General features: G+C 72.4%; 19 protein-coding genes and 1 tRNA gene. 9 read left to right on the top strand and 11 right to left on the bottom strand.

The genetic code is table 11. From position 1 onward, the window contains the following. The first annotated feature begins 48 nt into the window (after positions 1-48). The 3 genes from OHA86_RS25620 to OHA86_RS25610 are packed head-to-tail and all read left to right on the top strand — an operon-like array spanning position 49 to position 7,220. Positions 49-3,348 carry an ABC transporter permease gene (locus OHA86_RS25620; protein ID WP_329178845.1) on the top strand — a complete coding sequence of 1,100 codons (3,300 nt, stop codon included), beginning with the start codon at positions 49-51 and terminating at the stop codon, positions 3,346-3,348. Beyond that, entirely contained in the window at positions 3,349-6,132 is a 2,784-nt protein-coding gene (locus OHA86_RS25615) for an FtsX-like permease family protein (protein WP_329178844.1), read from the top strand. Further along, positions 6,129-7,220, top strand: coding sequence for an ABC transporter ATP-binding protein (locus OHA86_RS25610; protein ID WP_329178842.1), 1,092 nt, complete (start codon positions 6,129-6,131; stop codon positions 7,218-7,220). The genes OHA86_RS25615 and OHA86_RS25610 overlap by 4 nt, the downstream gene beginning before the upstream one ends. 88 nt (positions 7,221-7,308) lie before the next feature. On the opposite strand, the gene OHA86_RS25605 is transcribed toward OHA86_RS25610, so the two are convergent. The 7 genes from OHA86_RS25605 to OHA86_RS25575 form a co-directional block, all read right to left on the bottom strand. Further along, positions 7,309-8,025 carry a hypothetical protein gene (locus OHA86_RS25605; RefSeq protein WP_329178840.1) on the bottom strand — a complete coding sequence of 239 codons (717 nt, stop codon included), beginning with the start codon at positions 8,023-8,025 and terminating at the stop codon, positions 7,309-7,311. Next, entirely contained in the window at positions 8,022-8,444 is a 423-nt protein-coding gene (locus OHA86_RS25600; protein ID WP_329178838.1) for an acyl-CoA thioesterase, read from the bottom strand. The genes OHA86_RS25605 and OHA86_RS25600 overlap by 4 nt, the downstream gene beginning before the upstream one ends. Then, a complete protein-coding gene (ettA, locus tag OHA86_RS25595; protein ID WP_329178837.1) occupies positions 8,444-10,108 on the bottom strand; it encodes an energy-dependent translational throttle protein EttA in 1,665 nt (554 codons plus the stop codon). Before ettA ends, OHA86_RS25600 begins: the two co-directional genes overlap by 1 nt. A 362-nt stretch (positions 10,109-10,470) precedes the next feature. Further along, positions 10,471-11,868 carry an LAETG motif-containing sortase-dependent surface protein gene (locus OHA86_RS25590; RefSeq protein ID WP_329178835.1) on the bottom strand — a complete coding sequence of 466 codons (1,398 nt, stop codon included), beginning with the start codon at positions 11,866-11,868 and terminating at the stop codon, positions 10,471-10,473. Between the two features lie 243 nt (positions 11,869-12,111). Next, positions 12,112-12,534, bottom strand: coding sequence for a single-stranded DNA-binding protein (gene ssb / locus OHA86_RS25585; RefSeq protein ID WP_329178833.1), 423 nt, complete (start codon positions 12,532-12,534; stop codon positions 12,112-12,114). 127 nt (positions 12,535-12,661) lie between these two features. Then, entirely contained in the window at positions 12,662-14,698 is a 2,037-nt protein-coding gene (locus tag OHA86_RS25580) for an ATP-binding protein (RefSeq protein ID WP_443071888.1), read from the bottom strand. A 6-nt stretch (positions 14,699-14,704) separates the two neighbouring features. Then, on the bottom strand, positions 14,705-16,330 hold the full coding sequence (locus OHA86_RS25575; protein ID WP_329178831.1) for a dynamin family protein: 1,626 nt from the start codon (positions 16,328-16,330) through the stop codon (positions 14,705-14,707). 444 nt (positions 16,331-16,774) lie between these two features. Between OHA86_RS25575 and OHA86_RS25570 the strand changes: the two genes are divergently transcribed. The 5 genes from OHA86_RS25570 (at position 16,775) to OHA86_RS25550 (ending at position 20,129) form a co-directional block, all read left to right on the top strand. Continuing rightward, positions 16,775-16,847 (top strand) — tRNA-Arg (locus OHA86_RS25570). Between the two features lie 373 nt (positions 16,848-17,220). Next, positions 17,221-18,390, top strand: coding sequence for a lactonase family protein (locus OHA86_RS25565; RefSeq protein ID WP_329178830.1), 1,170 nt, complete (start codon positions 17,221-17,223; stop codon positions 18,388-18,390). A 285-nt stretch (positions 18,391-18,675) separates the two neighbouring features. Beyond that, complete coding sequence (locus OHA86_RS25560; RefSeq protein ID WP_329178829.1) at positions 18,676-19,176, top strand: MarR family transcriptional regulator; 501 nt, start codon at positions 18,676-18,678, stop codon at positions 19,174-19,176. A 90-nt stretch (positions 19,177-19,266) separates the two neighbouring features. Continuing rightward, positions 19,267-19,617, top strand: a complete 351-nt coding sequence (locus OHA86_RS36140; protein WP_443071887.1) for a sigma factor-like helix-turn-helix DNA-binding protein — start codon at positions 19,267-19,269, stop codon at positions 19,615-19,617. Between the two features lie 308 nt (positions 19,618-19,925). Beyond that, positions 19,926-20,129, top strand: coding sequence for a MarR family transcriptional regulator (locus OHA86_RS25550; protein WP_329178828.1), 204 nt, complete (start codon positions 19,926-19,928; stop codon positions 20,127-20,129). A 3-nt stretch (positions 20,130-20,132) separates the two neighbouring features. Here the strand turns inward: OHA86_RS25550 and OHA86_RS25545 are convergent, their stop codons facing one another. Further along, positions 20,133-22,373: an MMPL family transporter gene (locus tag OHA86_RS25545; protein ID WP_329178827.1), complete on the bottom strand. Its 2,241-nt coding sequence runs from the start codon at positions 22,371-22,373 to the stop codon at positions 20,133-20,135. 114 nt (positions 22,374-22,487) lie between these two features. Between OHA86_RS25545 and OHA86_RS25540 the strand changes: the two genes are divergently transcribed. Next, a complete protein-coding gene (locus OHA86_RS25540; RefSeq protein ID WP_329178826.1) occupies positions 22,488-23,237 on the top strand; it encodes a TetR/AcrR family transcriptional regulator in 750 nt (249 codons plus the stop codon). Here the strand turns inward: OHA86_RS25540 and OHA86_RS25535 are convergent. From OHA86_RS25535 to OHA86_RS25525, 3 genes are all read right to left on the bottom strand, one after another. After that, positions 23,206-24,021, bottom strand: coding sequence for a DedA family protein (locus OHA86_RS25535; RefSeq protein WP_329178825.1), 816 nt, complete (start codon positions 24,019-24,021; stop codon positions 23,206-23,208). The two genes, OHA86_RS25540 and OHA86_RS25535, sit on opposite strands and share 32 nt — an antisense overlap. Positions 24,022-24,210: 189 nt before the next feature. Further along, a complete protein-coding gene (locus OHA86_RS25530; protein WP_329178824.1) occupies positions 24,211-24,960 on the bottom strand; it encodes an SDR family NAD(P)-dependent oxidoreductase in 750 nt (249 codons plus the stop codon). 426 nt (positions 24,961-25,386) lie between these two features. Further along, positions 25,387-26,676: a citrate synthase gene (locus tag OHA86_RS25525; protein ID WP_329178822.1), complete on the bottom strand. Its 1,290-nt coding sequence runs from the start codon at positions 26,674-26,676 to the stop codon at positions 25,387-25,389. Positions 26,677-26,684 lie beyond the last annotated feature (8 nt).

The raw sequence follows: 26,684 nt of genomic DNA, 5'->3' as shown, positions 1-26,684 counted from the left end.
CGTTCGGTTGAGAGCATCCGATCAGTAACGGGGACGGGGGCGGCACGGGTGACCGGTTTTGTACTGCTGCGCGTCCGCGCGCACCGGTTGCTGCTCGCCGCCGCCCTGCTCACCGTGCTGCTGACCACCTGCGTGCTGGCCACTCTCGCGTCCTACACCGGCGCAATAGGCGACGCCGCCCTGCGCCGCACCCTCCAGCACCAGGCCGCCGACCGGTCGACCTTCGACGTCAAGGCGTCCCTGACCGGCAAGGACGCGGCCGCGCTCGACCGGGCGGTGCGCGGCGACCTGGACGGCGTCTTCGGCGGGCTGCCCTCGCAGGTCGCCGCCAGCACCAGGTCGGGCTCCTACGGTCTGCCTCCGGCTCTGCGGCCCGCGGGCGTGCCCAGGAGCGCGGACTCCGACCTGACGCTGCTGGCCACCTTCGACCGGGCGCGGCTGAAACTCGTCGGCGGCAGCTGGCCGGCCGCCGCCGCCAAGGGCGCGGACACCGTCGAGGTGGCGGTGCCGGAGACCGTCTCCCGCGCCCTGCACATTGCCGCGGGGCAGCGCATCACCCTGGCCGACCGGCTCGGCGGCCCGCCGCTGCGGATCCGGGTCACCGGTGTCTACCGGCCCGCCGATCCCGGCTCGCCCTACTGGCAGCTCGATCCGCTCGCCGGGCGCGGTGTCCACACCCTCGCCTTCACCACCTACGGTCCGCTGCTCACCGACCCCGGCACCTTCGGCTCGGGGCGGGTCGCGGGCGACGAGATGTCCTGGCAGGCCACCGGCGACTTCGGCGGCGCGCGCACCGGCCGGATCGACGCGCTCGAAGCGGCCGTCCAGGACACCGCCGCGAAGCTGCGTGCCGACAAGGCCACCGGCCCCGCGCAGGCGACCACCGGGCTGCCCGACCTGCTCGACGGGCTGCGCCGCAGTCTGCTGGTGACCCGCTCGACCCTGCTCATCGGCGCCTTCCAGCTGATCATCCTCGCCGCCTTCGCGCTGCTGCTGGTCGCCCAGCTGCTCGCCGAGGAGAGGGCGGGCGAGACCGCGCTGCTGCGCGCCCGCGGCGGCTCACGCGGCCGGGTGGCCCGGCTCGCGGCCGGTGAGGCGCTGCTGCTCGCGCTGCCCGCGGCGGTGATCGCGCCGCTGCTCGCGGGACCCGTCACCCGGCTGCTCGCGGGCACCGGCGCGATGGCCCGCACCGGGGTCACCCTCGACGGCGCGGGCATCGGCAGCGCCTGGCTGGTGGCCGGCGCCGCCGCACTGGCCTGCGCGCTCGCGGTGGTCGTGCCCGCGCTGCGCTCCACCGCCGGCGCCGCCCGCACCCGGCGCGGCGGCCTGCCCGGCGCCTTGCAGGCGGGCGCGGACGTCGGGCTGCTGGTGATCGCCGGGGTCGCGTACTGGCAGCTGCGGCGCAGGGCGGCGGGTGGCGGCGCGCTGAATTCCGACGCCTCGGGCGGCCTCGGCATCGACCCCGTGCTGGTCGCGGCGCCCGCGCTGTGCCTGCTGGCCGGCACCGTGCTGGTGCTGCGCCTGCTGCCGCCCGCGGCCCGGCTCGGCGAACGCCGCGCGGCCCGTGGCAGCGGCCTCGCCCTGGCCCTCGCCGGCTGGCAGCTGGCCCGCCGGCCCCGGCGCGGCGCGGCGGCGGCCCTGCTGCTGGTGCTGGCCGTGGCGATGGGCATGTTCTCGATCGGGCAGGGCGCGAGCTGGGACCGTTCGCAGCGCGACCAGGCGGATTTCGCCGTGGGCGCCGACCTGCGGGTGACCGGCATGACGACCCCGCCGTTCGGCCAGGCGGGCATCTTCACCTCGGTGCGGGGCGTCACGGCCGCGGCGCCCGCCGCCCGCGAGAGCCTGCTGCTGCCCGGCGAGCGGTACGCCACCGCCCTGGTCGTGGACACCGCGGAGGCCGCCGATGCGATGCGGGTCAGGTCCGACCTGACCGGCGGCCGTCCGCTGCCGGCGCTGCTGGCACCGCTGCGTACCGCGCCCGAGAGCCAGGGCTTCGCCGTCGACGCGACGGCCCGGCAGGTGGCCTTCGGCGCCACTTTGACGGCCGCGGGCCCGGACGGCGGGCCCGCGGGGGCCGACGACCAGCCGGACCACGTCAGCGTGGCAGTGGTCGACGCCGAGGGGGTGCCGTACGACTTCGCGCTCGGCGAGCTGCCGCCGGACGGCCGGCCGCACACCCTCACCCTGGACCTGGCCACCGCCTCGGGGAAGGGCGCCCCCGCGGGCCCGCTGCGGCTGGTGCGCTTCGAGACGTCCTACGAGGTGCCTGCCGGTGCCGAGAAGCGGCAGCTCACTTTGTCGTCGGCGCAGGTCACCCGGGCCGACGGCACGGTGGAGCCGCTGCGCACGCCGGGCGGCGGCGCATGGCGGGCCGCGGCCGGCTTCGACGACCCCTCGCTCGGCGACGTCCCGGACGCGACCGTGCCGACCGCCACGGCGGCGCGGGCCGGCGGCCCCGCCCTGCTGTCCTTCGGCTACGGCACCGGCGCCTTCTCGGCCGACACCAACGCCTTCGCCCAGTCCAGCGGCACGGTACGTGTCCGCGCCGACGCCCCCGCGCCCGCGCCGCTCAAAGCCGTCGCCACCGACGGCTATCTGCGGGCGGTCGGCGCGAAGGTCGGCGACACCGTCCAGGTGCAGCTCGGCAATGTGACGGCGCCGGTCGTGATCAGCTCGGCCGTGCACGCGCTGCCCAGCACCGACACGACCCAGCAGGGGGCGCTGCTGCTGGACCTGCGGGCCGTCAACCAGGTGCTCGCGGCCAGCGACGACGCCTCCCCCGTGCAGCCCACCGAGTGGTGGCTGGGCACCGCGCCCGGCGCCGCGGCCCGTACCGCGGCCGCGCTGCGCGCCCGTGACGACGTGGACACCGTGCTCGACCGCGCCGAGGCGGCGGCGGACCTGCGGGGCGACCCGCTCGGCGCCGGGCCGCAGTCGGCGCTGCCCGCCGCGGTGGTCGCGGCGGCCGTGCTGGCCGCGGTCGGCTTCGCGGTCGGCGCGATGGGCGCCGCCCGTGAGCGCAGGACCGAGTTCGCGGTGCTGCGCGCGCTGGGGGCGCCGCGCCGCAAGCTCACCCGGATGCTGGCCGCGGAGCAGGCGCTGCTGGTGCTGGTCTCGCTCGCCGTGGGCCTGGCGCTGGGCACCTTCCTGACCCGGCTGGTCACCCCGCTGATCGTGCTCACCGGCCAGGCCACCCGCCCGGTCCCGCCGCTGGTCGTCGAGCTGCCGGCGGGCCGGCTCGCCGAACTGCTCGCCGTACTGCTCGCCGCCCCGCTGGCCGTGCTCGTCGTGACCGCGACGCGGCGCGGCGCACCGGCGGCGGCCCTGCGTCACCAGGCGGAGGACTGAATGCCGTTCACCGACTCCTGGCTGCGGACGCGGCTGCGCGCCGCCCCGCTGGGCGCCCTCGCGCTGGCCGCGCTCGTCCTGGTCACCGCCTTCCTCGCCGCCGCCCTGCCACGCGCCGTCGACCGCTACGAGGACAGCGCGCTGCGGCGGGCCGTCTCCGGCGCGGCGCCGCGTGACCGCGGCCTGTCGCTGGCCGACGACTATCGCACCTCCGACGGCCCGGGCGCCGACGACAGGCTGGCCCCCGCCACGCTGGACCGCGAGGAGCGGGATTTCCGCGCCCTGCTGCGCCCGCCGCTGCGTATTGCGACGGACGAGGTCGTACAGGGTGTGCGGTCCGGCGCCGAGGCCGAGGTCCCCGACCCCGAACTGCCCCGCACCTCCTCCCACGCGCCCGGCGCCGACCTGGTGGCGCAGGCGGGCCTGGCCGACCACGTCAGGGTGGTGTCGGGCCGGCTGCCCCGGCCCGGGTCCGACGGCCCTGCGGCCCTCGCGCTGGACGGCGTGGTGACCGAGAAGACCGCGCAGGTGCTGCATCTGAAGGTCGGCCAGACCGTCCATATGACGAAGTTCGGCGCGACGCCGCTGTCGGTCCTGATCAGCGGCATCGTGGCGCCGCGCGACCCGGCGGCCGGCTACTGGACCATGGACGACGACCTGCTCGCCCCGCTGGTCAGCTTCCCGCCGCACCTGATGATCTCCCCGCCTGAGACGTACTGGCACTTCACGGTGCTGATCGACCGCACCGCGGCACGCTCCATCCCGCTGCTGGGCACGGGCGCGACGATGTACTGGCACCACCCGCTGGCAGCCGCGCGGCTGACCGGGCACGACGTGCCCGCGCTACAGGCGGAACTGGCCGCCCTCGGCAATGGTCCGCTGGCGACGCAGTTGACCACGTCCACCAAGTCGCCGTCGCTGCACACGGTCGCCGGGGTCACCACCGTCCTGAGCACCTTCGCCGCCGACCGCACGGCCGCGCAGCCGCTGGTGCTCATCGCGGCTGTCGGCGTGGGCACCACGGCCCTGGCGGTGCTGCTCATGGCGGCGGGCCTGGCCGCCGACCGCAGGCGCGGCGAGATCGCGCTGCTGCGCTCCCGCGGCGGCTCGCTGCGCGGCATCTTCCGGCGGCTGGTCACCGAGACCGCGGCGGCGGCCGTGCCCGCGGGGGCCGCCGGCACGCTGCTCGCGCTGCTGGTGCTGCCCACCGGGCGGTACGCGACATCGCTGGCGCTGGGTGCGCTGGTCACCGCCGCGGGGGCGCTGGCGATGCCGCTGCGGGCCACGCTGCGCGTACGGCGGCCCCGCCCGGCGGAACGCGAGGACCTCGTGGCGCTGCGGCCCTCGCGGCGGCGCCTGGTGCTGGAACTGACGGTGACGGTGCTCGTGGTCGGCGCGGTGACCGCGCTGCGGCGGCGGGGTACGGCCGACGGCGCCGATCCCTTCCTGGCTGCGGCGCCGGTCCTGGTCGCGGTGGCCGCCGCGCTGGTGCTGCTGCGGCTCTACCCGCTGCCGCTGCGCCGGCTGGCACGTCCGGCGGCGCGGCTGCGGGGCGCGGTGACGCACCTGGGGCTGGCCAGGGCGGGGCGGGCCTCCTCCGGTGGACAACTGCCGCTGCTCGCGCTGCTGGTGGCGCTGACGGTGGCGTCCTTCGGCGGCTCGGTGCTGGCCGGCATCAGCCACGGCAGGGACCGGGCCGCCGCGATGGCGGTCGGCGCGGACGCCCGCGTCGACTCCTCCTTCCCGCTGGACGCCAAACTGCCGGCCGCGGTCGCGAAGGTGCCGGGCGTGGGCGAGGTGGCCGCGGTCCGGATCGAGCCGCACGCCGCCAACCAGGACATCCCGCTGAATTTCGCGCTGCTGATCGTCGACGACCCGGCCGCGTACGCCCGTATGACGCGTTCTGCGGGGATGCCGGCCTTCCCCGCGGACGCGCTCGGGGCGCGGGTCGCCGCGGGCTCGCACGGCCCGCTTCCCGCGGTCGTCTCGCCGAACATCGCCGCCCTGCTCGGCGGCAGCCGGAAGCCGGTCGAGACCGGTGTCGGCATCAGCGACATCCGCTCCGTGGCGACCCTGCGGTCCACCCCCGCGGTCGCCGAAGGCGAGTTCGTCATCGTCTCCGGGCGGCAACTCCACGCGCAGCACCCGCGGCTCGCCGTGTACCCGCAGTACGGAGGCCCGACGCTGCTGCTGGCCGCCGCCGCACCGGGGCAGCACATCGACGGCGCCGCGCTGCGCTCGGTCACCGCACGCGGCAGCAGCCCGGCCGCGGTGCTGCTGCGCAGCGAGCAGCGGGCGGCACTGTCCGACAGCCGGTTGCAGAAAGGCGCCCGCGGCCTCTACCTGGCGGCGGTCGCCGCCGGGGCCGGTTACAGCGTGCTGGCGCTGCTGCTGTCGCTGATGGCCGCGGCGCCCGGCCGGCTCGCGCTGCTGGCCAGGCTGCGCACGATGGGGATGACCCGGCGGCAGTCCCGGCGCCTGGTGCTGCTGGAGATGCTGCCGCAGGTGCTGCTCGCGGCGGTCGGCGGGGTACTGGTCGGCCTCGCCGTCATCCCGCTGCTCGGCCCCGGCATCGACCTGGCCGCCCTCACCTTCGGCGGCGGCGGGCCCGCGGTGGCGCCGTCGCCCGGCGCCGGTGTCGGGCTGCGCGCCGACCCTTGGTCCCTCGCCCTGCCCTCGGCCGGCCTGCTGCTGCTCGCCTGCGCGGTGCTGCTCGGCCAGGCCTGGGCGAGCGGGCGACGCCACGAAAGCACCGAGTTGAGAGCGGGTGACCGGACGACATGAGCGGACACGGTACGACGGAGGGGCCGGGCGCAGGCACTCCTGGCAGCGGGTCCCCGGGCGTTTCCGGCAGCGGGTCCTCCGGCGGCCCCGGCCGCGGGTCCGTACCCGCCGGCGGGTCCGTACCCGCTCCGAGCAGTCTCGCGGAGCTGGAGCGGCAGGTCGCCGAGCGGCGCGACGGGCCCGCGTACGGCCAGGACTCGCTGATCAGCTGTGACCGGCTGGTGCGGATCTTCACCGCCGACGGGGTGGAGGTGCAGGCCCTGCAGGGCCTCGACCTGCTCGTCGCCAAGGGCGAACTGATGGCGCTGGTCGGGGCGTCGGGCAGCGGCAAGTCCACGCTGCTCAACATCCTGGCCGGGCTCGACGTCCCGACCGCCGGCGCGGCCTCGGTCGGCGGCTACGACCTGCTGGCCATGGACGCCAAGTCCCGGCTCCGCTATCGCCGGGAGGTCGTCGGCTTCATCTGGCAGCAGACCTCGCGCAATCTGCTGCCGTATCTGACCGCCGCCCAGAACGTCGTCCTGCCCATGCAGTTGTCCGGCCGCGGCGGGCTGCGGCACAAGCGGCAGCGGGCCGCCCGCGCCACGGAACTCCTCGGTATCCTCGGCGTCTCCCACTGCCACGACCGGCACCCGGGCCAGATGTCGGGCGGCGAGCAGCAGCGGGCCGCCATCGCGGTCGCCCTGGCCAACGACCCGGCGGTCGTCCTGGCCGACGAGCCCACCGGCGAACTGGACTCCGCCACCGCCGAGCAGGTCTTCGGCGCCTTCCGCACCGCCAACGAGCAGCTGGGCACCACTGTCGTGGTCGTCACCCACGACCAGTCCGTCGCCGACGCCGTGCACCGCACGGTCGCCATCCGGGACGGCCGCACCGCCTCCGAGGTGGTCCGGCGCACCGAGATCGACGAGCACGGCCAGGAGTCGGTGGTGGCCCGCGAATACGCCACCGTCGACCGGGCAGGGCGGCTCCAGCTCCCCCGCGACTACGCCGAGGCGCTGGCCATCCGCCGCCGCGTCCTGCTGGAACTCCAGCCGGACCACATCACCGTCCGCCCCGACGAGCATCCGGCCGAGCGGCAGGACTGACGCGCGGGCGTCGGACCGGGGTGAAGGCCGTGCCGGCGGGTCAGTCGGGCCCGGGGACAGGCCGGGCCAGGGTAAGACGTGCGGAACGTCAGGCGGGCGAGAAGCTCAGCCCCGCCGCGGGCGACTCGCGCCGTACCGCCACCGAGCCGTATTCGGTACGCAGCCGCGTCCACGGTCCCGCCGCCAGCAGCGCGACGGTGTCGTCGCCGTGCCCGCGCAGGAAGCCCAGCGCGTGGGCCGCGTGGACCACGCGCAGCGTCGTGCCCTGGTAAGGCCGCGTCCACAGCTCCTCCGCGAGCGCGTCCAGCACCGCCCGGGTCCGCTGCTGCTGCGGCAGCCGCTCGGTACGTGCCCGGAATTCCGCTACAGCCTCGGCCGCCGCCTTGCGGACCTGCCCCGGGTCGAACTCCGCCTCCCGGCGCCATCCGCCGCGCGGCGGCAGCAGCCCGGCCCAGGCGGGACCGGTGACGGACGGCGGCAGTTCGAATCCCCCGGCTGCCGCCGACACCGCTTCGAGCAGTTGCCCGGCCGACACCGTGGCGTCGACCGCGTCGGCCACCGCGGCGGAGCCGTGCAGCGCGACGCTGCGCACGGCGAGCACGCCGCCGAACGGCGGGTGCCCGAAAACGCCGAGCGCCGGCTCGTCGCGCGCGGACCGCAGCCGCACCACGGCCGCCTTGTCCCAGCGCACCAGCCGCCCGAGGAAGGCGGCCAGATCCGCCGCCTCCCCCGCGGTGTCGCAGCCTCCGCCGCCGTCGTGGCGTTCTTGGCGCTCCTGCCCGAGTGCCAGCCGGACAGCGGTCATACGGCGACGGCTCCGTCGTCGCGGTACATCTCCAGGAAGGACCGCTCCTCGGCCGTGATCCGCCGCGGCCTGGCCGCGGCCAGGTTGTACGGCACCACGACGGTCGAGGCCCGGGCGTAGACCGTCTGCTCGTCCTTGACCTCGTAGCGGACCGTCATGGACGCCGCCGAGATGTCGGTCACCCACGTCTCGACGTCCACCGGCTCGTGCCGGTGGACCAGCGGCCGCAGATAGTCGATCTCGTGCCGCGCCACGACCGAGCCGCCGGTGAACGACGCGCTCCCCTCGCCCGGCGCCAGGCGGAACATGAAGTCGATCCTGGCCTCTTCCAGATACCGCAGGAAGGTCACGTTGTTGACATGGCCGAAGGCGTCCATGTCCGCCCAGCGCAGTGGGCAGCGGAAGATGTGCCGTGCCATCAGCCGCGCGTCAGCTTCTTGTACGTGGCGCGGTGCGGCCTGGCCGCGTCGGCTCCGAGCCGCTCGACCTTGTTCTTCTCGTAGGACTCGAAGTTGCCCTCGAACCAGAACCACTTCGAGTTGCCTTCGTAGGCCAGGATGTGGGTGGCCACCCGGTCGAGGAACCACCGGTCGTGGGAGACGACCACGGCCGCACCGGGGAATTCCAGCAGCGCGTTCTCCAGCGACGACAGGGTCTCGACGTCGAGGTCGTTGGTCGGTTCGTCGAGCAGCAGCAGGTTGCCGCCCTGCTTGAGGGTGAGCGCCAGGTTCAGCCGGTTGCGCTCACCGCCGGACAGCACTCCCGACGGCTTCTGCTGGTCGGGGCCCTTGAAGCCGAACGCCGACACATAGGCGCGCGACGGCATCTCGACCTGGCCGACGTTGATGTAGTCCAGGCCGTCGGAGACGACCTCCCACAGCGTCTTCTTCGGGTCGATGTTGGCCCGGTTCTGGTCGACGTAGGAGATCTTCACGGTCTCGCCGACCTTGATGACACCGGAGTCCGGGTCCTCCAGCCCCTGGAGCATCTTGAACAGCGTGGTCTTGCCGGCGCCGTTGGGGCCGATGACGCCCACGATGCCGTTGCGCGGGAGGGTGAACGACAGGTCGTCGATCAGCACCTTGTCGCCGAACGCCTTGGACAGGTGCTGGACCTCGACCACGATGGCGCCCAGCCGCGGACCCGGCGGGATCTGGATCTCCTCGAAGTCCAGCTTCCGCATCTTGTCGGCCTCGGCCGCCATCTCCTCGTAGCGCGCCAGGCGTGCCTTGGACTTGGCCTGCCGCCCCTTGGCGTTGGAGCGGACCCAGTCCAGCTCCTCCTTGAGCCGCTTGGCCCGCTTGGCGTCCTTCTGGCCCTCGACCTTGAGCCGCGACGCCTTGTTCTCCAGGTACGTCGAGTAGTTGCCCTCGTACGGGATCGCCCGGCCGCGGTCCAGCTCCAGGATCCACTGCGCCACGTTGTCCAGGAAGTACCGGTCGTGGGTGACGGCGACGACGGTGCCGGCGTACTTGGCCAGGTGCTGCTCCAGCCACTGCACGGACTCGGCGTCCAGGTGGTTGGTGGGCTCGTCGAGCAGCAGCAGGTCGGGCGCTTCGAGCAGCAGCTTGCACAGCGCCACCCGGCGCTTCTCGCCACCGGACAGCGTGGTCACCTGCCAGTCACCGGGCGGGCAGCCCAGCGCGTCCATCGCCTGCTCCAGCTGTGCGTCCAGGTCCCACGCGTTCGAGTGGTCCAGCTTCTCCTGGAGCCTGCCCATCTCGTCCAGCAGGGCGTCGGAGTAGTCCGTCGCCATCAGTTCCGCGATCTCGTTGAACCGGTCCAGCTGCGCCTTGATCTCGGCGACCCCGTCCTGCACGTTCTCCAGGACGGTCTTGGACTCGTCCAGCGGCGGCTCCTGCAGGAGCATGCCGACGCTGAACCCGGGCGACAGGAACGCATCGCCGTTCGACGGATGCTCGAGGCCCGCCATGATCTTGAGCACGGTGGACTTACCGGCACCGTTCGGGCCGACCACACCGATCTTCGCGCCCGGCAGGAAGCTCAGCGTCACATCATCGAGGATGACCTTGTCGCCGTGCGCCTTGCGCGTCTTGCGCATCGTGTAGATGTACTCAGCCAAGAGAAACCGTCCGGCAGATCGAGAAGGGCCAATGTGCGGCTCCGCCGCGTGAGGGCAGATACACCCCATCTTGCCGTACGTCCACCCCTGCGGGCGAATGGCTACGTCAGCCCCTCCTCCGGCCCGCTCCCGGTAGCCGCCTGCCGTCATCGGCCGGCCCCGCGGAACAGGTCGAGCGGGTGTGCGCGATGGCCCGCGACCGCCGCTCCGGGAGATTTCCTGAGCCGGCCCCTCACCGACGGGAACCGCCGGTGAGGGGCCGCTTCACGTCCCGGCCAGGAGGATAAACACCGGGCCGTGCGTCCGCTCATGGGGGCGGACGGGTCCCGGCGCCGGGAGTGGGGGCGCCGGGACCCGGTGGATCACTGCGCGGAGGTCGCGCTCTTCTTGCGGCGGAAGAAGAACACCGCACCGCCACCGAGGACGACCAGGGCGACCGCTATGCCCGCGATCATCGGTGTGGAGCTGCTGCTACCGGTCGCGGCCAGGTTCTGGTCGCTTCCGGCCGGGCTCGGCTGGTTCGCCGGAGGGGTCGGCGCGGTCGTGGCGCTCTTGCAGTCCAGCACACCCTCGAACGACTTCACCGACTTGTCGGGCAGGGTGATGTCGATCTTGTAGTGCTGATCCTCGGCGACCGGGACCGTCACGGTCTTCGACGCGCCCGGGGCGACGCTGTAGTCCTTGCCGCCCAGGGTGAAGGTCAGGTCCTCGTCGCCCTTGTTGGCTGCGGTGACGTCGACGCCGCCCTTGGCGCAGTTCACCGCGGCGCTCACCGCGGGTATCGGGCCCTTCTTCGCCCACGTGACCGTGGCCTGCGCGGTCAGCGGGGTGGTGTCGGAGCCGGCCAGGATCTGGGTCTGGCTCGCAGCGTCGTTGGCACCGAAACCGATGAAGGCGCGGCCGATCGGCACCGTGGTGGTGGCGGTCACCTTGACCGCCGCGTTGCCGTCCTTGGTGCCCGCGGGGATGTCGAAGTAGAGCTTGCTGCCGTCCTTCGCCGTGGTCACCGTCTTACCGTCGGCGTCCACCAGCTTGACGCCCGCGGTGTCGGGAGTGATTTCCGCCGCGGCGGAGTCCGCGTTGGTGTGCACGGTCACCGGACCGATGCGGTCACCGGACTTGCCCGAGACCGAGGGCGGGTCCAGGGTCAGCGACGCGTCCGGCTCGGCGACCGCGACGGCCGTGTGGGACAGGTAGTCGGCCAGCTGCTCGGCCGCCGGGTCGTTCGCCTTCGCGGTCGGGTCGTCCGAGAGACGCCAGATGGCGACCTGGGTGCCGGCGGCGGCGGTCTTCTTGGTCAGCGGCCCGGCGCCGGCGGTCTTGGCCAGCCCGTCGAGGTCATCGACCTGCGGGAACGAGTGGTTGAGTATCCACGCGATCTTCCCGGCGTTGGCCCGGTCCTTGCCCTCCTGGTAGAGCGACGTCGCGCTCCAGGGCACCTCCTGGTACTGGGCGTCCGGCTTGGTCGTGTTGAACAGGTCGATGCAGTACGAGTAGAAGCTCTTGCCACCGCCGAGGTCCATCTTGAACAGACCGGCCGGCTCGTGGTCGTTCGTCTTGCCGTCCTTGGTGGCGACCGTGGCGAGGTCCGAGAGATCGCCCTGGATGCCGCTCAGAACGGCGGTCGCACCGCTCGACGACGGTGTCGTGTCGTCCGCGACCGCGCTCCCGGCGCCTGCGACGGCGCCCGCCGCGAGCAGGCCGGTGGCAATACCGGCCGCCGCGAGGCGGGCAGCGCTCCGCCTGTAGGTGTTGAACATGGATTTCCCCTCCGGGCAAGGCGTGTCGATGAAAAGAGGGTCGCCTCGCCTGCAGCTCCGAGCCCCCGTATGTCAATGCCGAAATCCTAGGAACCACGCGCACCAGGAGCACCGAAAGGGTTACCGCCCACCCTTTTCGCATCCCAATCGTTACCCACTTGCGCACATGTTTCCGCAATTGTCGACAAGTCCCCGGCGCGATTATTCCGTGGAAATACCGTTGAATACGGATACTGCACGGATTCAGGACATCGCCACCGCGGCGACCGGTGGCGGAGCGGCCGGCTCCGGCAGGGTCGCGGGCGGCGCCGACGTCCGACTGAACCGTGTGGTGCCGCGCGCCAGATCGTGGCCGACGGCCACCGCCTCGATCTCCGCGGCCGTAAAGCGGCGCCCGTCACGCTCGTCCTCGCGGATTTTCAACCGCCCCTGCACGACGAGCGGTTCGCCCAGCCCCACCGACTCCTTCACGTGCCCCGCAAGCGTGCGCCAGGCACGTACCGTGTAGAAGCTGGTGGCGCTGTCCGTCCACGCCCCGCGCTCCGAGTCCCACCGGCGCGCGGTGGTGGCCAGCCGGAAGCGGGTGACCCCCACACCGGTGGCGGTCGTGTACATCTCGGGCTCCGTCGCCACGTTTCCTACGACGGTCACCAGGGTCTCGTTCATCGCACGGTCCTCACTTTCCGCGGCGCCCCGCGGTGGGACGCTCTGAGAACATCGTGCACCAAATCGGGACGGTCAAGGAAAGACCATCCTGAATATGTGGATAACCTGGCACCTGTGGATAACCGCGTCACCCGGACGAGTGAGAATGGGATTGCGCGGAGTGGGAATCGCGTGCGTGCCCCGCGCGCGGAGAGGTATCTGCGACCACCGCGAACTGCTCGCGCACCTCGCGATAGCGCATCAGCTCCGCCGCGACCGGTTCGAGCACCCGGGCCCTCCCGCAGTCGGCGGCGGCGTCCCGCAGCCGCCGCTCGGCGGCCTGGCCGTACCGGCGGGCCGGACCGCGGGCGGCCATCCTGCAGCCCGCCGAGACCAGCGGGCCGCCGATCCCCCCGGCCGCGATCATCACCACCGGCACCCACCAGGTGAGTTCGATCGAACCGACCGCGCGCACGATCAGGCACACCGCGCCCGCGACCGCCAGCGCCATCAGCAGCCACTGCATGCCATGGGCGGCCGGCCACCAGCCGGGCCGCTCCGGCGGGCCGGGCTCGGCCCGTCTCGCCGCGCCGTCAAGCGCCACGGGCAGGCCCTCGCCACCGCGCTGGGCCGCGTCACGCACCGCCTGGGCCCAGGGCACGGGCAGCCCCCGGGCGGCGTCGGCGGCCAGGCCGCGCACGGCTTCCCCGACCAGCGGCCGGGAGGCCACCGGGCCCGCGAAGCCGACCGTGCTCCCCGGTCCGCTGCGCCGTACGGGTGAAGTCGGCGTTTCCCGGGATCCGGGGGAACCGGCACCCGCGCCGGTCCGTTCTCCCATCAACCGCCCCCACGGTGTGCCGCACGCCTCACGAGCGGCAACCGCCCAGTCCCGTTCCGCCGACTGACCCGCTCCGGCCGCACCCACCGCGTCCGCCAGCCGGTCGACGAATTCCTCCCGCGCCGGATCGGTGAGCCCGGCGCCGCCCTCTCCCACATAGAGCGGGCGCAGCCGACTCGCCGTGAGGTCCATGTCGGCAGCCAGCCGGCGGCCGGCCGCGGTGCGTTCGGCGACGATCTGGACCAGCACAGCGCGCAGATCGGGTACACCATGCCCGGTGAGCGCGGAGGTCGCCAGCACCACCGCACCGGCCTCACCGTGCTCGCCCACCGCGAGGCCGTCCTCGTCGAGCAGTCTCCGCAGGTCGTCCAGGACCAGGTCCGCCGAGTCCCCCGGCAGCCGGTCCACCTGATTGAGCACCAGCACCGTCACATCGGCATGCCCGGAAAGGGGGCGCAGATAGCGTTCATGCAGCGCAGCATCGGCGTATTTCTCGGGGTCGAGCACCCAGACGACAACATCGACGAGGTGCAGCAGCCGGTCCACCTGCGCACGGTGGCCGGGCGCGGCGGAGTCGTGGTCGGGCAGGTCGATCAGCACCAGCCCGTCCAGGCTCGTCCCGCCGGCCGGAGTGCCTCCGGCGCACTCACCACCGGCGCCGTCAAGCCGTGAACCGGCCGGACAGCTGCCATCGCCGACCGGAAGGGCGGCGGACCCTCCGAAGTCACCGCCCGCGGGTCCTGCGTCCCACGGATTCGCACCGCCCGCAGCGTCCATGACGGTGTCCCGGAATCCGCCGGTGCCGAAGTCCGCGCTCCCGGCGGCCGTGTCACCACCGCCCGTGCCACCGGTCGGCGCGGGGATCCGGGCGCTCCGCAGGGTGTAGCGGTCCTGTGGGGCGACGCCCAGCCGGTCCAGCAGTCCGGCAGCCCGCTCGGGTTGCCAGGCGCAGGCGACCGGGCGGGCCGTGGTGGGCCGGCGCGTGCCGGTCTCGGACAGTGGAAGTCCGGCCAGGGCGTTGAAGAGGGCCGACTTGCCGCTGCCAGTGGCACCCGCCAGCGCCACCACGGTGTGTTCGAGGGAGAGCCGCCGACGTTCGCCGATGCGTTCCAGCAGCTCACCGGTCTCGGCGAGAGCGTCGGGGTTGATCCGGGTCCTGGACAGGCCGAGCAGTTCGCCGAGCGCGTCCACCCGCGCGCCCAGCGGATCGACCGCCGTGCCGCCGGTGGCGGCTCCGGGCTGCGTCCCGGACCCGGAGCCCGAGTCCGGGCTGGAGAAGTCGGTGGCGGGGCGGCCTCGTCCCGGCTCCGGGGTCGCGGCCGGCAGGTCGGTGGTGGTCGAGCGCACCCGGGGTCACCTCTCCTTTTGCAGTAGGGACAGCGCGGAGATCAGCGAGGCCTGCTGCCCGGATGTGACGTCGAAGCCGTCGACGGGCGCGAGTCTGCGGTCGCGTTCGCCGTCGAGCAGTCCGGCGACGGCGTCGGCGAGCCGGTCGCGGGCCGCGTCGCGCATGCGCAGGGCGGCGTGGGCCCCGATGGTCTCGGCGAGGCGTTCCCCCGCGGTGCGCCCGCGCCGGCCGCCGAGCAGCGCGGTGGTCAGCAGGGCGGCGACGTCCTCCGGGTCGGCGGTGGGGCGCTCGGTGTCGCGGGCGGCCCGCAGGTGGGCGTGGGCGAGATCGGTGACGGCGCGGCGCCAGCGGCGCACGCCCTTGTCGATCCGGGCGGCAACGGCCACCCGGTCGCGATCCGGGCGGTAGGCGGGTTCGTCGAGCAGCGCGGCGCCCGCCGGGTCGCGCTGCCAGATGTCGGCGATGCGCTCGTCCGCTGCGTCGGTCTCGGTGCGCAGCAGCGCGGCCAGTTCCTCGGCGAGAGCGAACTGGAGGGTGTCGGCGCCGCAGGCGGGGTAGCCCCGCCAGTGGGCCAGCGCCTCACCGGCGAGCATGGCGCCCGCGCGGACGGCGGCGTCGATGTGCTCGGCGGCCAGTTCGTAGGCGTCCTCCGCAGCGCGGGCCAGCCGCAGGGCCGCGGCGTGCTGGGCCGCGGACGCGGCGGCCAGGGAGGGCAGCCGGCTGCCCAGCGAGTTGAGGACACCCGCGGCTGTGCGGCGGGCGGCGTGCTGGCGGGCCGCGGGGTCCTGGGCGCAGTGCGTGAGCCATTCGCGCAGCCCGGCGACGGTGGTCTGCGGCAGCAGGCCCCCGCCGCCCGCCGACTCGGGCAGTTCCGGGACGGTGAAGCGCGGCACGTCGCCGAGGCCCGCCTTGGCCAGCAGCGCGGCGTAGTGCCTGCTGACGTCGTCGGCGATCTGGTGGGGGACTCGGTCGAGGACGGTGGCGAGGGTGACGTCGTATTCCTTGGCGGTCCGCAGCAGGTGCCAGGGCAGCGCGTCGGCGTAACGGGCGGCGGTGGTGACCAGGATCCAGATGTCGGCCGCGCAGATGAGTTCGGCGGCGAGTTCACGATTGCGGGTGACGAGGGAGTCGATGTCGGGGGCGTCGAGGAGGGCCAGGCCGCGCGGGAGGGAGTCGTCGCACTCCAGCCGGAGTTCGGCCCGGGCGGGCTCGCTGCGGTCAGGGGCGTCGTCGTCGCCCCTGACCCGCTGACGCACGGCCCAGGCGCGGGTCAGGCCGGGCAGGACACGCGGGTCGGCGAACCAGGCGCGGTCCTCCGGGTGGCAGACCAGCACCGGCGTGCGGGTGGTGGGACGCAGCACACCGGATTCGCTGACACGACGGCTGATAAGAGAGTTGACAAGCGTCGACTTGCCCGCTCCTGTCGACCCGCCGACCACCGCGAGCAACGGCGCCTCGGGTGCGGTGAGCCGGGGTACGAGGTAGTCGTCGAGTTGGGTCAGCAGTTCCTGGCGGGTGCGGCGGGCCCGGCCCGCTCCGGGCAGCGGGAAGGGGAAGCAGGCGGCGTCGACGCGGTCACGCAGCGCGGACAGCGCGTCGATCAACTCTGGCCGTACGTCCAAGATCGCCACGTCGGCAGAATGCCCCATATTGGAGCATTTACGAAGCGTATTTTGGGTAATTGGCCCCATTCAGCCCGGATAGCGGCCACCCGGTGGCGGGCGGTCCGGTCTCGGCAGCGCGACCCGGGACGACCCGGCAACACCTGCGGAAAGGCCGCGCAAAGGTCACAAGAAGGTCTGCAGAACGCCGCGGAACCGCTGGTCGGCGGTGTCGTATGAGGCTCAGGAGCCAGAATGAGCCACCGGCATAACGAGTGCACAACAGCAGTGTTGCGACCCGTCAAAAGCGATGCGACTTCCGCGCCTGCCTGCGATTATCGGACCGCTTCACCGAACCTCCACAACGTGTCACGCGGGTGAAGCAGACGGCAGCACGGACGCGGCGCCCTATCCTTGACCTCGGTACAGGTCACGGAACCAGCCAGGGGCGAAGACAGCCGCGACCACTGTCCGGCCCCCGTAGCTCAGCGGATAGAGCAGGTGCCTTCTAAGCACTTGGCCGCAGGTTCGAGTCCTGCCGGGGGCGCACACACGCGGCCGACGACCCATCGGGGCGTCGGCCGCCGCCGGTCGGCTGCACCAGCCCCTCGCCCGAAGACCACCGAAAACGCGGGTCGCCTGGAATGTAGCGGGGCCCGCGTAGCGACCGTGTAAGGACCGCTCCGCCGCAATCGGCATACCTCCACCCCGCCGCACCGGGATTTCTTACGGAGCCGGGACAGTGAGGCGATACGCCCGTTTCATCCCGACAGTGGCATGATGCGCGAGTTAGCGTGACGATCAGCCCGGCAGCAGTTCCCTGCGCCGCCAACTGCTTTGATCTATACGGTAGTTGACGGCTTCCTCGGCATGCCGGGCACCATCGATGAGCCCTCCTGACCTGCATGAGGAGATCAAGCATGCCGTCGTCCAACGTCCGCAAGACCCGCCCGGGCCGTGCCGCCCGCGCCACCGCCGTCGGCGCCGCAGCGGTGGCCGCAGCCGCCGTACTCGCGGCTCCCGCCGCGAGCGCGGCCACCCCCCGGCACGCCACCGCCCGGGACAGCGCCCCCGTCTTCGTCCAGAGCGACAACACCACGGCGAACACCGTCGTGGCGTACCACCGCAACCCCGACGGTTCGCTCGACCGCCGCGGGGTCTACGCCACCGGCGGCCGGGGCGGCGTCCTCGACGGCTCGGTCGTCGACCACCTCGCCTCGCAGGGCTCGCTCGGCTACGACCGCGAGCACCGGCTGCTCTACGCGGTCAACGCGGGCAGCGACACCGTCACCGTCTTCGCGGTCCGCGGCGACCGGTTGCGGCGCCTCCAGGTGCTCCCCTCCGGCGGCGACTTCCCGGTCAGCGTGGCCGCGCACGGCGACCAGGTGTACGTCCTGAACGCCCGCGGCGGCGGCTCGGTCCAGGGCTACGTGTGGAACGGCGGGCGGCTGGTGCAGGCACCCGGCAGGCACCGCGACCTCCGTCTCACGGTCGCCTCACCGGAATTCACCCACACCCCCGGCCAGGTCGGCTTCACCCCGGACGGCTCGCAGCTGATCGTCACCACCAAGGCCGCGGCCAACACCATCGACGTCTTCCCGCTCACGCCGTCCGGCGCCCCCGCCGCGCACCCGGTCGTCACCTCGACCCCCGACGCGGTGCCGTTCGGCTTCGCCTTCGACCGCGCGGGGCGCCTCCAGGTCACCGAGGCGGGGCCGAACGCGGTGGCCACCTTCGCCGTCCACCGTGACGGCACCCTGCGCCGGCTCGGCCAGGTGGCCACCGGGCAGATGGCGACCTGCTGGGTGGTCTCGACCGGAGGCCACCTCTACGCGTCCAACGCGGGCAGCGCGACCCTGTCCGGCTACCGGGTGGAGCCGCGCGGCCCGCTGACCTCGCTCGGCACCACCCCGACCCACGACGGCACGGTGGACGCAGCCGCGTCCTCCGACGGCCGCGACGTCTATGTGCAGACCGGCGCCCAGGGCATCGTGGACGAATTCCGCGTCGGTCACGACGGCTCGCTCACCCGGATCGGATCGGTCACCGTGCCCGGCGCGGTCGGCGGCGAAGGCATCGCAGCCGGCTGACGCGCGACGCCTGGCGGCCCGCGGGCCGCCACCCGTCCGGGGAGATACACGTAGCACCCCCACAGCCTCGCCATTCCCGCCCGCCACACTGGTCGGTCGGGGGTGGCGAGGTTTGTTCAAGTCGTACGAGTCTCTTATGGGGTTGTGAGATGGTGTGCGCCGTAGCCACCTCTGCCGGACCGCAGGTACGGCGGCCTGTACAACGACGGCCGCCCGGCAGTCATGTCGCAGCCATGGGGTAGTTTTTCTCTCTCCGCGTGCTATCGATGCGAGGATCGTTTGCGTATGGATTCCACACTCCCCGGGGCCACGTCGGCCGCGTCGGCGGCACGGCGGCGGAGGCGACTGAACCACAGGATCAGGGACGGGCTGCGCGATCTGAGCGTCCAGCTGGCGCTGCTGAACCACCAGATCGGTATGCAGCTCGATCTGCGCGACGCCGACCTGGAATGCCTGGACCTGATCAGCCGGTACGGACCGATCGGTCCGACTGCCCTTGCCAAACGCGCCGGTATGCACCCCGCCACCCTGACCGGCGTCCTCGACCGGCTGGAGCGCGGCAACTGGGTCGTGCGCACCCCGAACCCGACCGACCGCCGGGCCGTCCTGGTGCAGGTCGTCAAGGAGCGCGCGGCCGAGGTGACGTATCTCTTCTCCGGGCTGAACACCGCGGTCGACGGGATCTGCGCCGAGTACGACGACGACGAGCTGGTCCTGATCGCTGACTTCCTGCTGCGTACGGCACGCGCCGGGCGGATCGCCACCGACGAACTGGCCGACAGCTGACGCCCCGCACCGAACGGTCGGTGCGGATGTCACATCTCACCGTGGTCCTCCATCTCAGTTGAACAAGCGCGTTCAATGAGGAGGCCACGTATGTCCGACGACCCCGCCGAACTGCCGGAGGACTGCGTCGGCCCATGGCTGTGGGATCCGGCGGTCAACGACCCGCAGCAGCGGTCCCGGCCCGCCGCAGGTGACAGCGCCTGGCCGGAGACGCGGCCCGACTCGCTGTCGGCGGCGCTGCTGGTGGTGATGGAGACGCTGCCCCCGCTGGAGCGGGCGGTGTTCGTACTGAACGAGGTCTTCGGCTACCCGCACGCCGAGATCGCCGACATGCTGGGCCGCCCCCCTCACGCCGTCCGGCAGCTGGCGCACCGGGCACGCGAACACGTCCAGGCCCGCCGCCCGCACCACGCGCGCATCCGCGGTTCCGACGACGACTGACCGAGCAGCTCATCGCCGCCGTGATGGCCCGTGACCGATCCGACGAGCCGTACCGGTGCCGGCCGCACCCCGCATCCCCGCCGGGACGGCCGGCACCGCCCCCGCTCAGCACCTCCTTCGTGGCGTCTCCCGTGAGCCGTCGGTCATCTCGACCGCCCGACCGCGCACTTGCCCGTTCGCGATATTTGTCACCGTTATGCGGGTTCTTTGTCACAGAAGATCAACAAGCCCATGTGGCCTGCGCCCGCGCGTCGTTGGCCGGACGAGTGTGCTGACCGGCAGACACCCCGCGCCCGGAGGTAACAGACATGACGGACCGGACCCTGTGGTCGTACGCGGACATCGCGGCGCACATCCGCGTGCAGATCGACACCGTGCGCTCCTACCGCAAGCACGGGCACTTGCCCCATCCCGACCTGGTGGAAGGCGGTAAGCCCTACTGGTACGCGGACACCATCAGGGCGTGGAGCGCCCGGCGGCCGGGGAACCGCGGCCGCCGGGGTCCGGACTGACCGTCAGTTCCTGCTCGCCGGCTCGGGGTCCCGACGCTCACCGGAGCGCGGGGCCGCGACGGCCGTCCCGGACACCTGCGGGCCGCCGCCCTCGGATATGCCGAACCGGTCGTGGAATCTGCGCAGCACCGGCGGCGCCCACCAGGTGGCTCTGCCGGTCAGCCGCATCACCGCGGGCACCAGCAGCGTACGGATCACCATCGCGTCCATCAGTACCGCCAGCGCGATGCCCAGTCCCAGCATCTTGGTATTGGTCACCCGGGACATCCCGACGCCGACCATCACCACGGCCAGGATGACCGCGGCGGCCGTGATCAGTCCCCCGGTCCGGCGGAGCCCGAAGACGATGGACGCCTGATGGTCACCGGTCCTGTCGAACTCCTCCTTGATCCGGGAGAGCAGGAACACCCCGTAGTCCATGGACAGCCCGAAGGCCACGCAGAACATCAGCACGGGCAGTGTGGTCTCGATGCTGCCCGTCGCGGTGAAGCCCAGCAACCCGGACAGGTGGCCGTCCTGGAAGACCCAGACCACCGCGCCGAACATCGCGGTCAGGCTCAGGGCGTTGAGCAGCACCGCCTGGACGGGGACCACCACGCTGCCGGTCAGCAGGAACACCAGCAGCAGTGTGACCAGGCCGACGATGCCGACCGCCCAGGGCAGGCGCTGCGCTATGGCGTGCTTGGTGTCCACCAGCACCGCGGCCTGTCCGGTGACCGAGGCGCGGAAGCCGGCCGGCACCGCGCGGATCTCGCCGACCACGCGCTGCGGACCGGGGTCCACGGATGCGCCGCGGGCCACCACCGTCAGATAGGCGGCGCCGGCGTCCTTGCCGGTGACGGGACCTTCCACCCGGACGACGCCGGGCAGGGCGGCCACCTGGCGCCGGTATTCGGCCAGCCGGGCGGGGTCGGCGCCCTCGGCGAGCACGGTGATCGCGCCGACCGGACTGCCCGCGTAGTCCTGCCGGAGGTGCTGCTGCACCGTATGGGACTCGGCCGCCGCCGGAAGCTGCCGGTCGTCCGCCATCCCGAACTGCACCTGCAGGAAGGGCAGTCCGAGCAGCAGGAGTGCCGCCACCGCGCCGACCGCGAAGGCCGGCGCCCGGCGCATCACCAGCCGGGCCAGCGCGGCATAGCGTGCGCCGGGTTCCACCGCGGGCCGGCCCGCCGACCGGCTTTGGCGGCGCAGCAGGCTCCGCAGATCCAGTGCGTTGACCCGGTCGCCGAGCAGGACGAGGGCGGCGGGCAGCACGATCAGCGCCGCGCCCGCGGCCAGCAGCACCACGGCGACTCCCGCATAGGCGAAGGAGCGCAGGAAATACTGCGGGAAGACCAGCATGGCCGACAGCGCGGCGGCCACCGTCAGTGCCGAGAACAGCACGGTCCGGCCTGCCGTCCGCAGTGTCGTCGCCACCGCCTGGCGCGGTACCGCGCCGGCGGCCAGTTCCTCGCGGAACCGGCGCACGATGAACAGCGCGTAGTCGATCGCCAGCCCGAGGCCCAGTGCGGTGGTCAGATTCTCCGCGAAGACCGACACGTCGGTGAAGCCGGTGATGCCGCGCAGCACCGCGCTCGTACCGAGGATCGCGATGATGCCGATGCCCAGCGGCAGCACTGCGGCGACGGCGCTGCCGAAGACCATGACCAGCAGCACCAGGGTGATCGGCAGGGCGATCACTTCGGCCCGCACCAGGTCCTGCTGGATGACGGTCTGCATCTGGTGCAGGACCTCGGCATTCCCGCCGACGGTCACCCGGACCGGACCGTGCGTGCCGCGGTAGGCGGGGGCGATGCGCTTGATCTCCGCGGCCACGGCGTCGTCGTCCCCGCGCAGCCGGGCGGTGATCATCGCCGAGCTGCCGTCCTTGGCGCGCAGCACCGGCGTACGGGTGTCCCAGTAGGAGGTGACACCGGCCACGTCGGGATCCGCAGCGAGTCTGCCGGCCAGTTGCCGCCCCTGGGCGGCGACCGCCGGGCTGTCCGGGTCCGCGCCCCGGGTGTCGATCAGCAGGACGAGGTTGGGCTGCGAGTCGGGGAAGTGCTCGGCGAGGGCCGCGGTGGCGTACGAGGACTGGGAGTCAGGGGCCTCGAAGCCCCCGCTGGACAGCCGGTCGCCCACGCCGCTTCCGGCCGCGACGGCGAACGCAGTGAAGAGCAGGGCCAGCAGCAGCGTCAGCCGCGGTCTGGCCGTCACGGCCCGCGTCCAGCCCCCGGCCGCACCCGCGTGGTTGACATCAGACATGACAGAGGTGTCCCCTCCCCCTAGAACGGCGTAAAATCACAAACACGAACTACTGCTCGCGTTTCAAGAATGCGAGCGGGCGCTCGCGTTTGTCAATCCCCCCTGGGAGTACACGTGTCCGAGGCGGACGAAAGGCCGAGGCGGCGCCAGGCCCGCGGCGAGCGGCGTATCACGCAGTTGCTCCAGGCTGCCGCCAGCGTGTTCTGCACGCTGGGCTACACGGCGTCCAGCACCAACGCCATCGCGCGCGAGGCCGGCGTGTCACCGGGCACGCTCTACCAGTTCTTCCCGAACAAGGAAGCCATCGCCGTCGAGCTGGGCGGCAAGCTGATCAAGGAGATGGAGGAGGCCCACGGGCGCGTCTTCACCGCGGAGAACGCGCGGCTGCCGCTCGACCGCCTCATCGACGCGGTGGCCGATCCGTTCATCGAGTTCAACTGCGCCAACCCCGCCTTCCTCGCCCTGATCAAGGGCCCCGACACGCCGGGCAAGGTCTCGGAGGAGCACGACACGCTGCACGCCACGCTGCTCGACGGCGTGTCGTGGATTCTGGCGCTGCGCCGGCCGTCGCTGTCCACCCTCGAACGCACGCTGATCGCCGAGATGTCCTTCGCGATGTTCAAGGCCGCCCTCGACCTGGTCGTGCAGAACGAGGGCGAGGAGCGCGCCGCGTACGCCCACGAGATGAAGAGCATGCTCTACCGCTATCTCGCGCCCTGCATCGGCACCGGCCCCGTCGTGATCGGGGAGGCGGAGACTGCGGCGGCGCACGCGGCAGTGTCGGCAGGGGCGTCAACGAGCCCCGGCGACACCGGAAAGACAGTGGCCGGAGCTACTTCTCGCGTCCTGCCGACGAGCAGCTGAACGTACCGTCGTGACCGTCCCGCGGCCCTGCGGGCGGTCCGATCTTCGATGCGCCGCCCTTGCCCTTGCCGGGCGGTGCGGCCGGTGGTCCCGTGAGCGGCGGACCGCTCTCACCGAGGAAGGAAGCCGCCACCACGGCCGAGGGCCGCGCTCCACCGGCGCCCTGACGGCGTTCCCTGGCCCGTGACGCCCATTGCGCGGCCATACCGAGTCCGGCGACCAGCAGGGAGATGCCGAGCCCCAGGGAGAGCGCGTAGAAGGAATTCGACGCGGCCCGGCCGCTGATGTAGCCGGCGCCGACCGAATACGAGGCCCACACCGCCTCGGCCACGCCCGCACCGATCGCGTAGCGGCGCGCGGGATAACGCATGATGCCCGCCGCGAGGCCGCCGATCACCCGGCCGCTCGGCAGGAACCGCACCCCGATCACGAACGGCACACCATGCCGCTGTATGCGCTGCGCGGCCCAGCGCAGCAGCGCCTCACGGCGGGGCCTGCGGTGCATACGGCTCAGCACCCGGCCGCTGAGCGCCCGGCCCGACCGGTGCATCACCAAGTCGCCGAGCACCGCGCTGCCGGCGACCACGAGCAGCACCAGTGCGAGATTGAGATGGCCTTCGGCGGCCATCACGCCGCCGGTCACAAGCAGCACGGAGTTGGGCACGAGCGGCGGGGCCGTGGTGGCGGCCAGCAGCGCGTACGCCCATATGACGTGCCCACCTCTGAGGTACTCAGCGAGTCCGGAGGTGAAGTCAAGTGACGACACACTCAGTGCAACGTCCATACCACCGCCCTTCTTCCCCTTCCCCTGCACTCAACGCTGACAGCGGCAAGCGGGGACGGCAAGCGGGTTCACGAGGGTTCAGCTGATTGACCGGAAAGGTCATCCTGAGGGTCCAGCAGGGCTACTCCTCAGGTAGTACGGCCCCGCACGGGGTCGCCGCCCGGGGGATGCACCTGGCCGGGCGAGGTTTCAACGGCCGAGGAGTTCGCCGCCGTTGCACTGGAGGATCTCGCCGGTGATGAAGCCCGCTTCTGGCGAGGCGAGGAAGAGCACCGCGGCGGCGACGTCCGCCGGGCGGCCGACCCGTCCGACCAGCGTGCGGCCCGCCCGCCGGGTCAACTCGGCGTCGTTGAGCCGCGAACCGAAGAACTCGGTGCCCGCGACCGTGCCGGGCGCCACGATGTTGCAGGTCACGCCCTGCGGGCCGAGCTGCGCGGCGAGCGAGTGGTTCCAGGCGTGCAGCGCCGCCTTCGAGGCGCCGTACGAGCCGCCGCCGCGCAGGGCGGCCACCGAGGTCACCGTCACCACCCTGCCGCTTTCCGTGGTGAACCGGTCACGCAGCGATTCGGTGATCAGGACCGCGGTGAGCACATTGCGCTCGAAGTCGCCGCGCCAGCGGGCCAGCACCCCGTGCGGTCCCGCGCCGACGGCCAGCTCCCGGCTGCCGGCGTTGTTCACCAGCACGTCCACCCGCTCGGGCAGCTGTGAGAGCGCGGCCTCGACATCGTCCGGGTCCGCCAGATCGCAGACCACCGGGGTGATGTCCAGCCCGCGCTCGGCCCTGATCTCGTCGACAGTGGCATGCAGCACCTCACGGCGGCGGCCGACGATCGTCACCCGGTGGCCGTCCTCGGCGAAGCGCACCGACACGGCCCTCCCGATGCCCGTGCCGCCACCGGTCACCACGATGTTGCGCACCGCTGCCGCGCTCTGTGCCATCTGCTCCGCCCCTCAAGAAGAGACAGCACGCTACGGGATCCGCCCGAACCGGCCGCGAGCGGGGTAGCCTGCGGAAACAGCCTTGGCGAAGAGACGTAGATCACATGGCGGAGAACGTAACCATTACAGTGGTTGGCGGGTCTTATGTCTTGAGCGCCGCGCTCCCGGCGGAGCCGGTGGGGGGCTGTAGGTCGGACCGTCTTGGGGGACGGTCCGGAACGCGTCGCCGGGGCGACACCCGGGGAGCTTGAGCGGCCCTCCCGGGCCGTTTTCGTCCCGGCAACGGCGCAGCCGCCAAAGACGCCCGGTCGGACCCGTGGGGGGATCCGTTCCGGGGAACGGGGAGCGCCCCGTGCCGGACCCGTGGGGGGATCCAGCGCGGGGCGCTTCCTTTTACGTACGGGCGGCGCTTGGCGACCGCCTGGTTCAGCGGGCCTCGACCGAGACGTAGTCGCGGATCTCGACGCCCGTGTAGATCTGCCGCGGGCGGCCGATCCGGGATCCGGGCTCCTTGATCATCTCGTGCCACTGGGCGATCCAGCCGGGCAGCCGGCCGATCGCGAACAGCACGGTGAACATGCTGGTCGGGAAGCCCATCGCGCGGTAGATCAGGCCGGTGTAGAAGTCCACGTTCGGGTAGAGCTTGCGCGACACGAAGTAGTCGTCGCTGAGGGCGTGCTCCTCCAGCTTGAGGGCGATGTCCAGCAGTTCGTCGGACTTGCCGAGCGCCGAGAGGACATCGTGCGCCGCCGCCTTGATGATCTTCGCCCGGGGGTCGAAGTTCTTGTAGACGCGGTGGCCGAAGCCCATCAGCTTGACGCCGTCCTCCTTGTTCTTCACCTTGCGGATGAAGGAGTCCACGTCGCCGCCGCTGGCCTGGATGCCCTCGAGCATCTCCAGCACGGACTGGTTGGCCCCGCCGTGCAGGGGGCCCCACAGCGCGCTGATACCGGCCGAGATCGAGGCGAACTGGTTCGCCTGCGAGGAGCCCACCAGCCTGACCGTGGACGTCGAACAGTTCTGCTCGTGGTCCGCGTGCAGGATGAACAGCTTGTCCAGCGCGCTGACCACGACCGGGTCGAGCTGGTACTCCTCGGCCGGGACGGAGAAGGTCATCCGCAGGAAGTTCTCGACGTAGCCGAGGTCGTTGCGCGGGTAGACCACCGGCTGCCCGACGGACTTCTTGTACGCGTACGCCGCGATCGTCGGCAGTTTGGCCAGCAGCCGGATCGTGGACAGGTGGCGCTGCTCGGGGTCGAACGGGTTGTGGCTGTCCTGGTAGAACGTCGACAGCGCGCTGACCACGGACGACAGCATCGCCATCGGGTGGGCGTCGCGCGGAAAGCCGTCGTAGAACCGTTTGACGTCTTCGTGCAGAAGGGTGTGCTGGGTGATCTGGCCCTTGAATTCCGCCAGCTCGTCGACCGTGGGCAGTTCGCCGTTGATCAGCAGATAAGCGGTCTCCAGGAAGGTGCCGCGCTCGGCGAGCTGCTCGATCGGATAACCGCGGTAGCGGAGGATGCCCTCCTCGCCATCGAGGAAAGTGATCGCGGACTTGTAGGCCGCGGTGTTGCCGTAGCCGCTGTCCAGCGTCACCAGGCCGGTATCGGCGCGCAGCTTGCCGATGTCGAAGCCCCTGTCGCCGACCGTGCTGTCAACCACCGGGTAACTGTGCTCGCTGTCCCCATACCGCAGTACTACAGAGTTGTCGCTCACGTCATCCC

The sequence above is a fragment of the Streptomyces sp. NBC_01477 genome (assembly GCF_036227245.1).
Taxonomy (GTDB): Bacteria; Actinomycetota; Actinomycetes; order Streptomycetales; family Streptomycetaceae; genus Actinacidiphila.
This window is presented reverse-complemented; position numbering and strand designations above follow the sequence as displayed.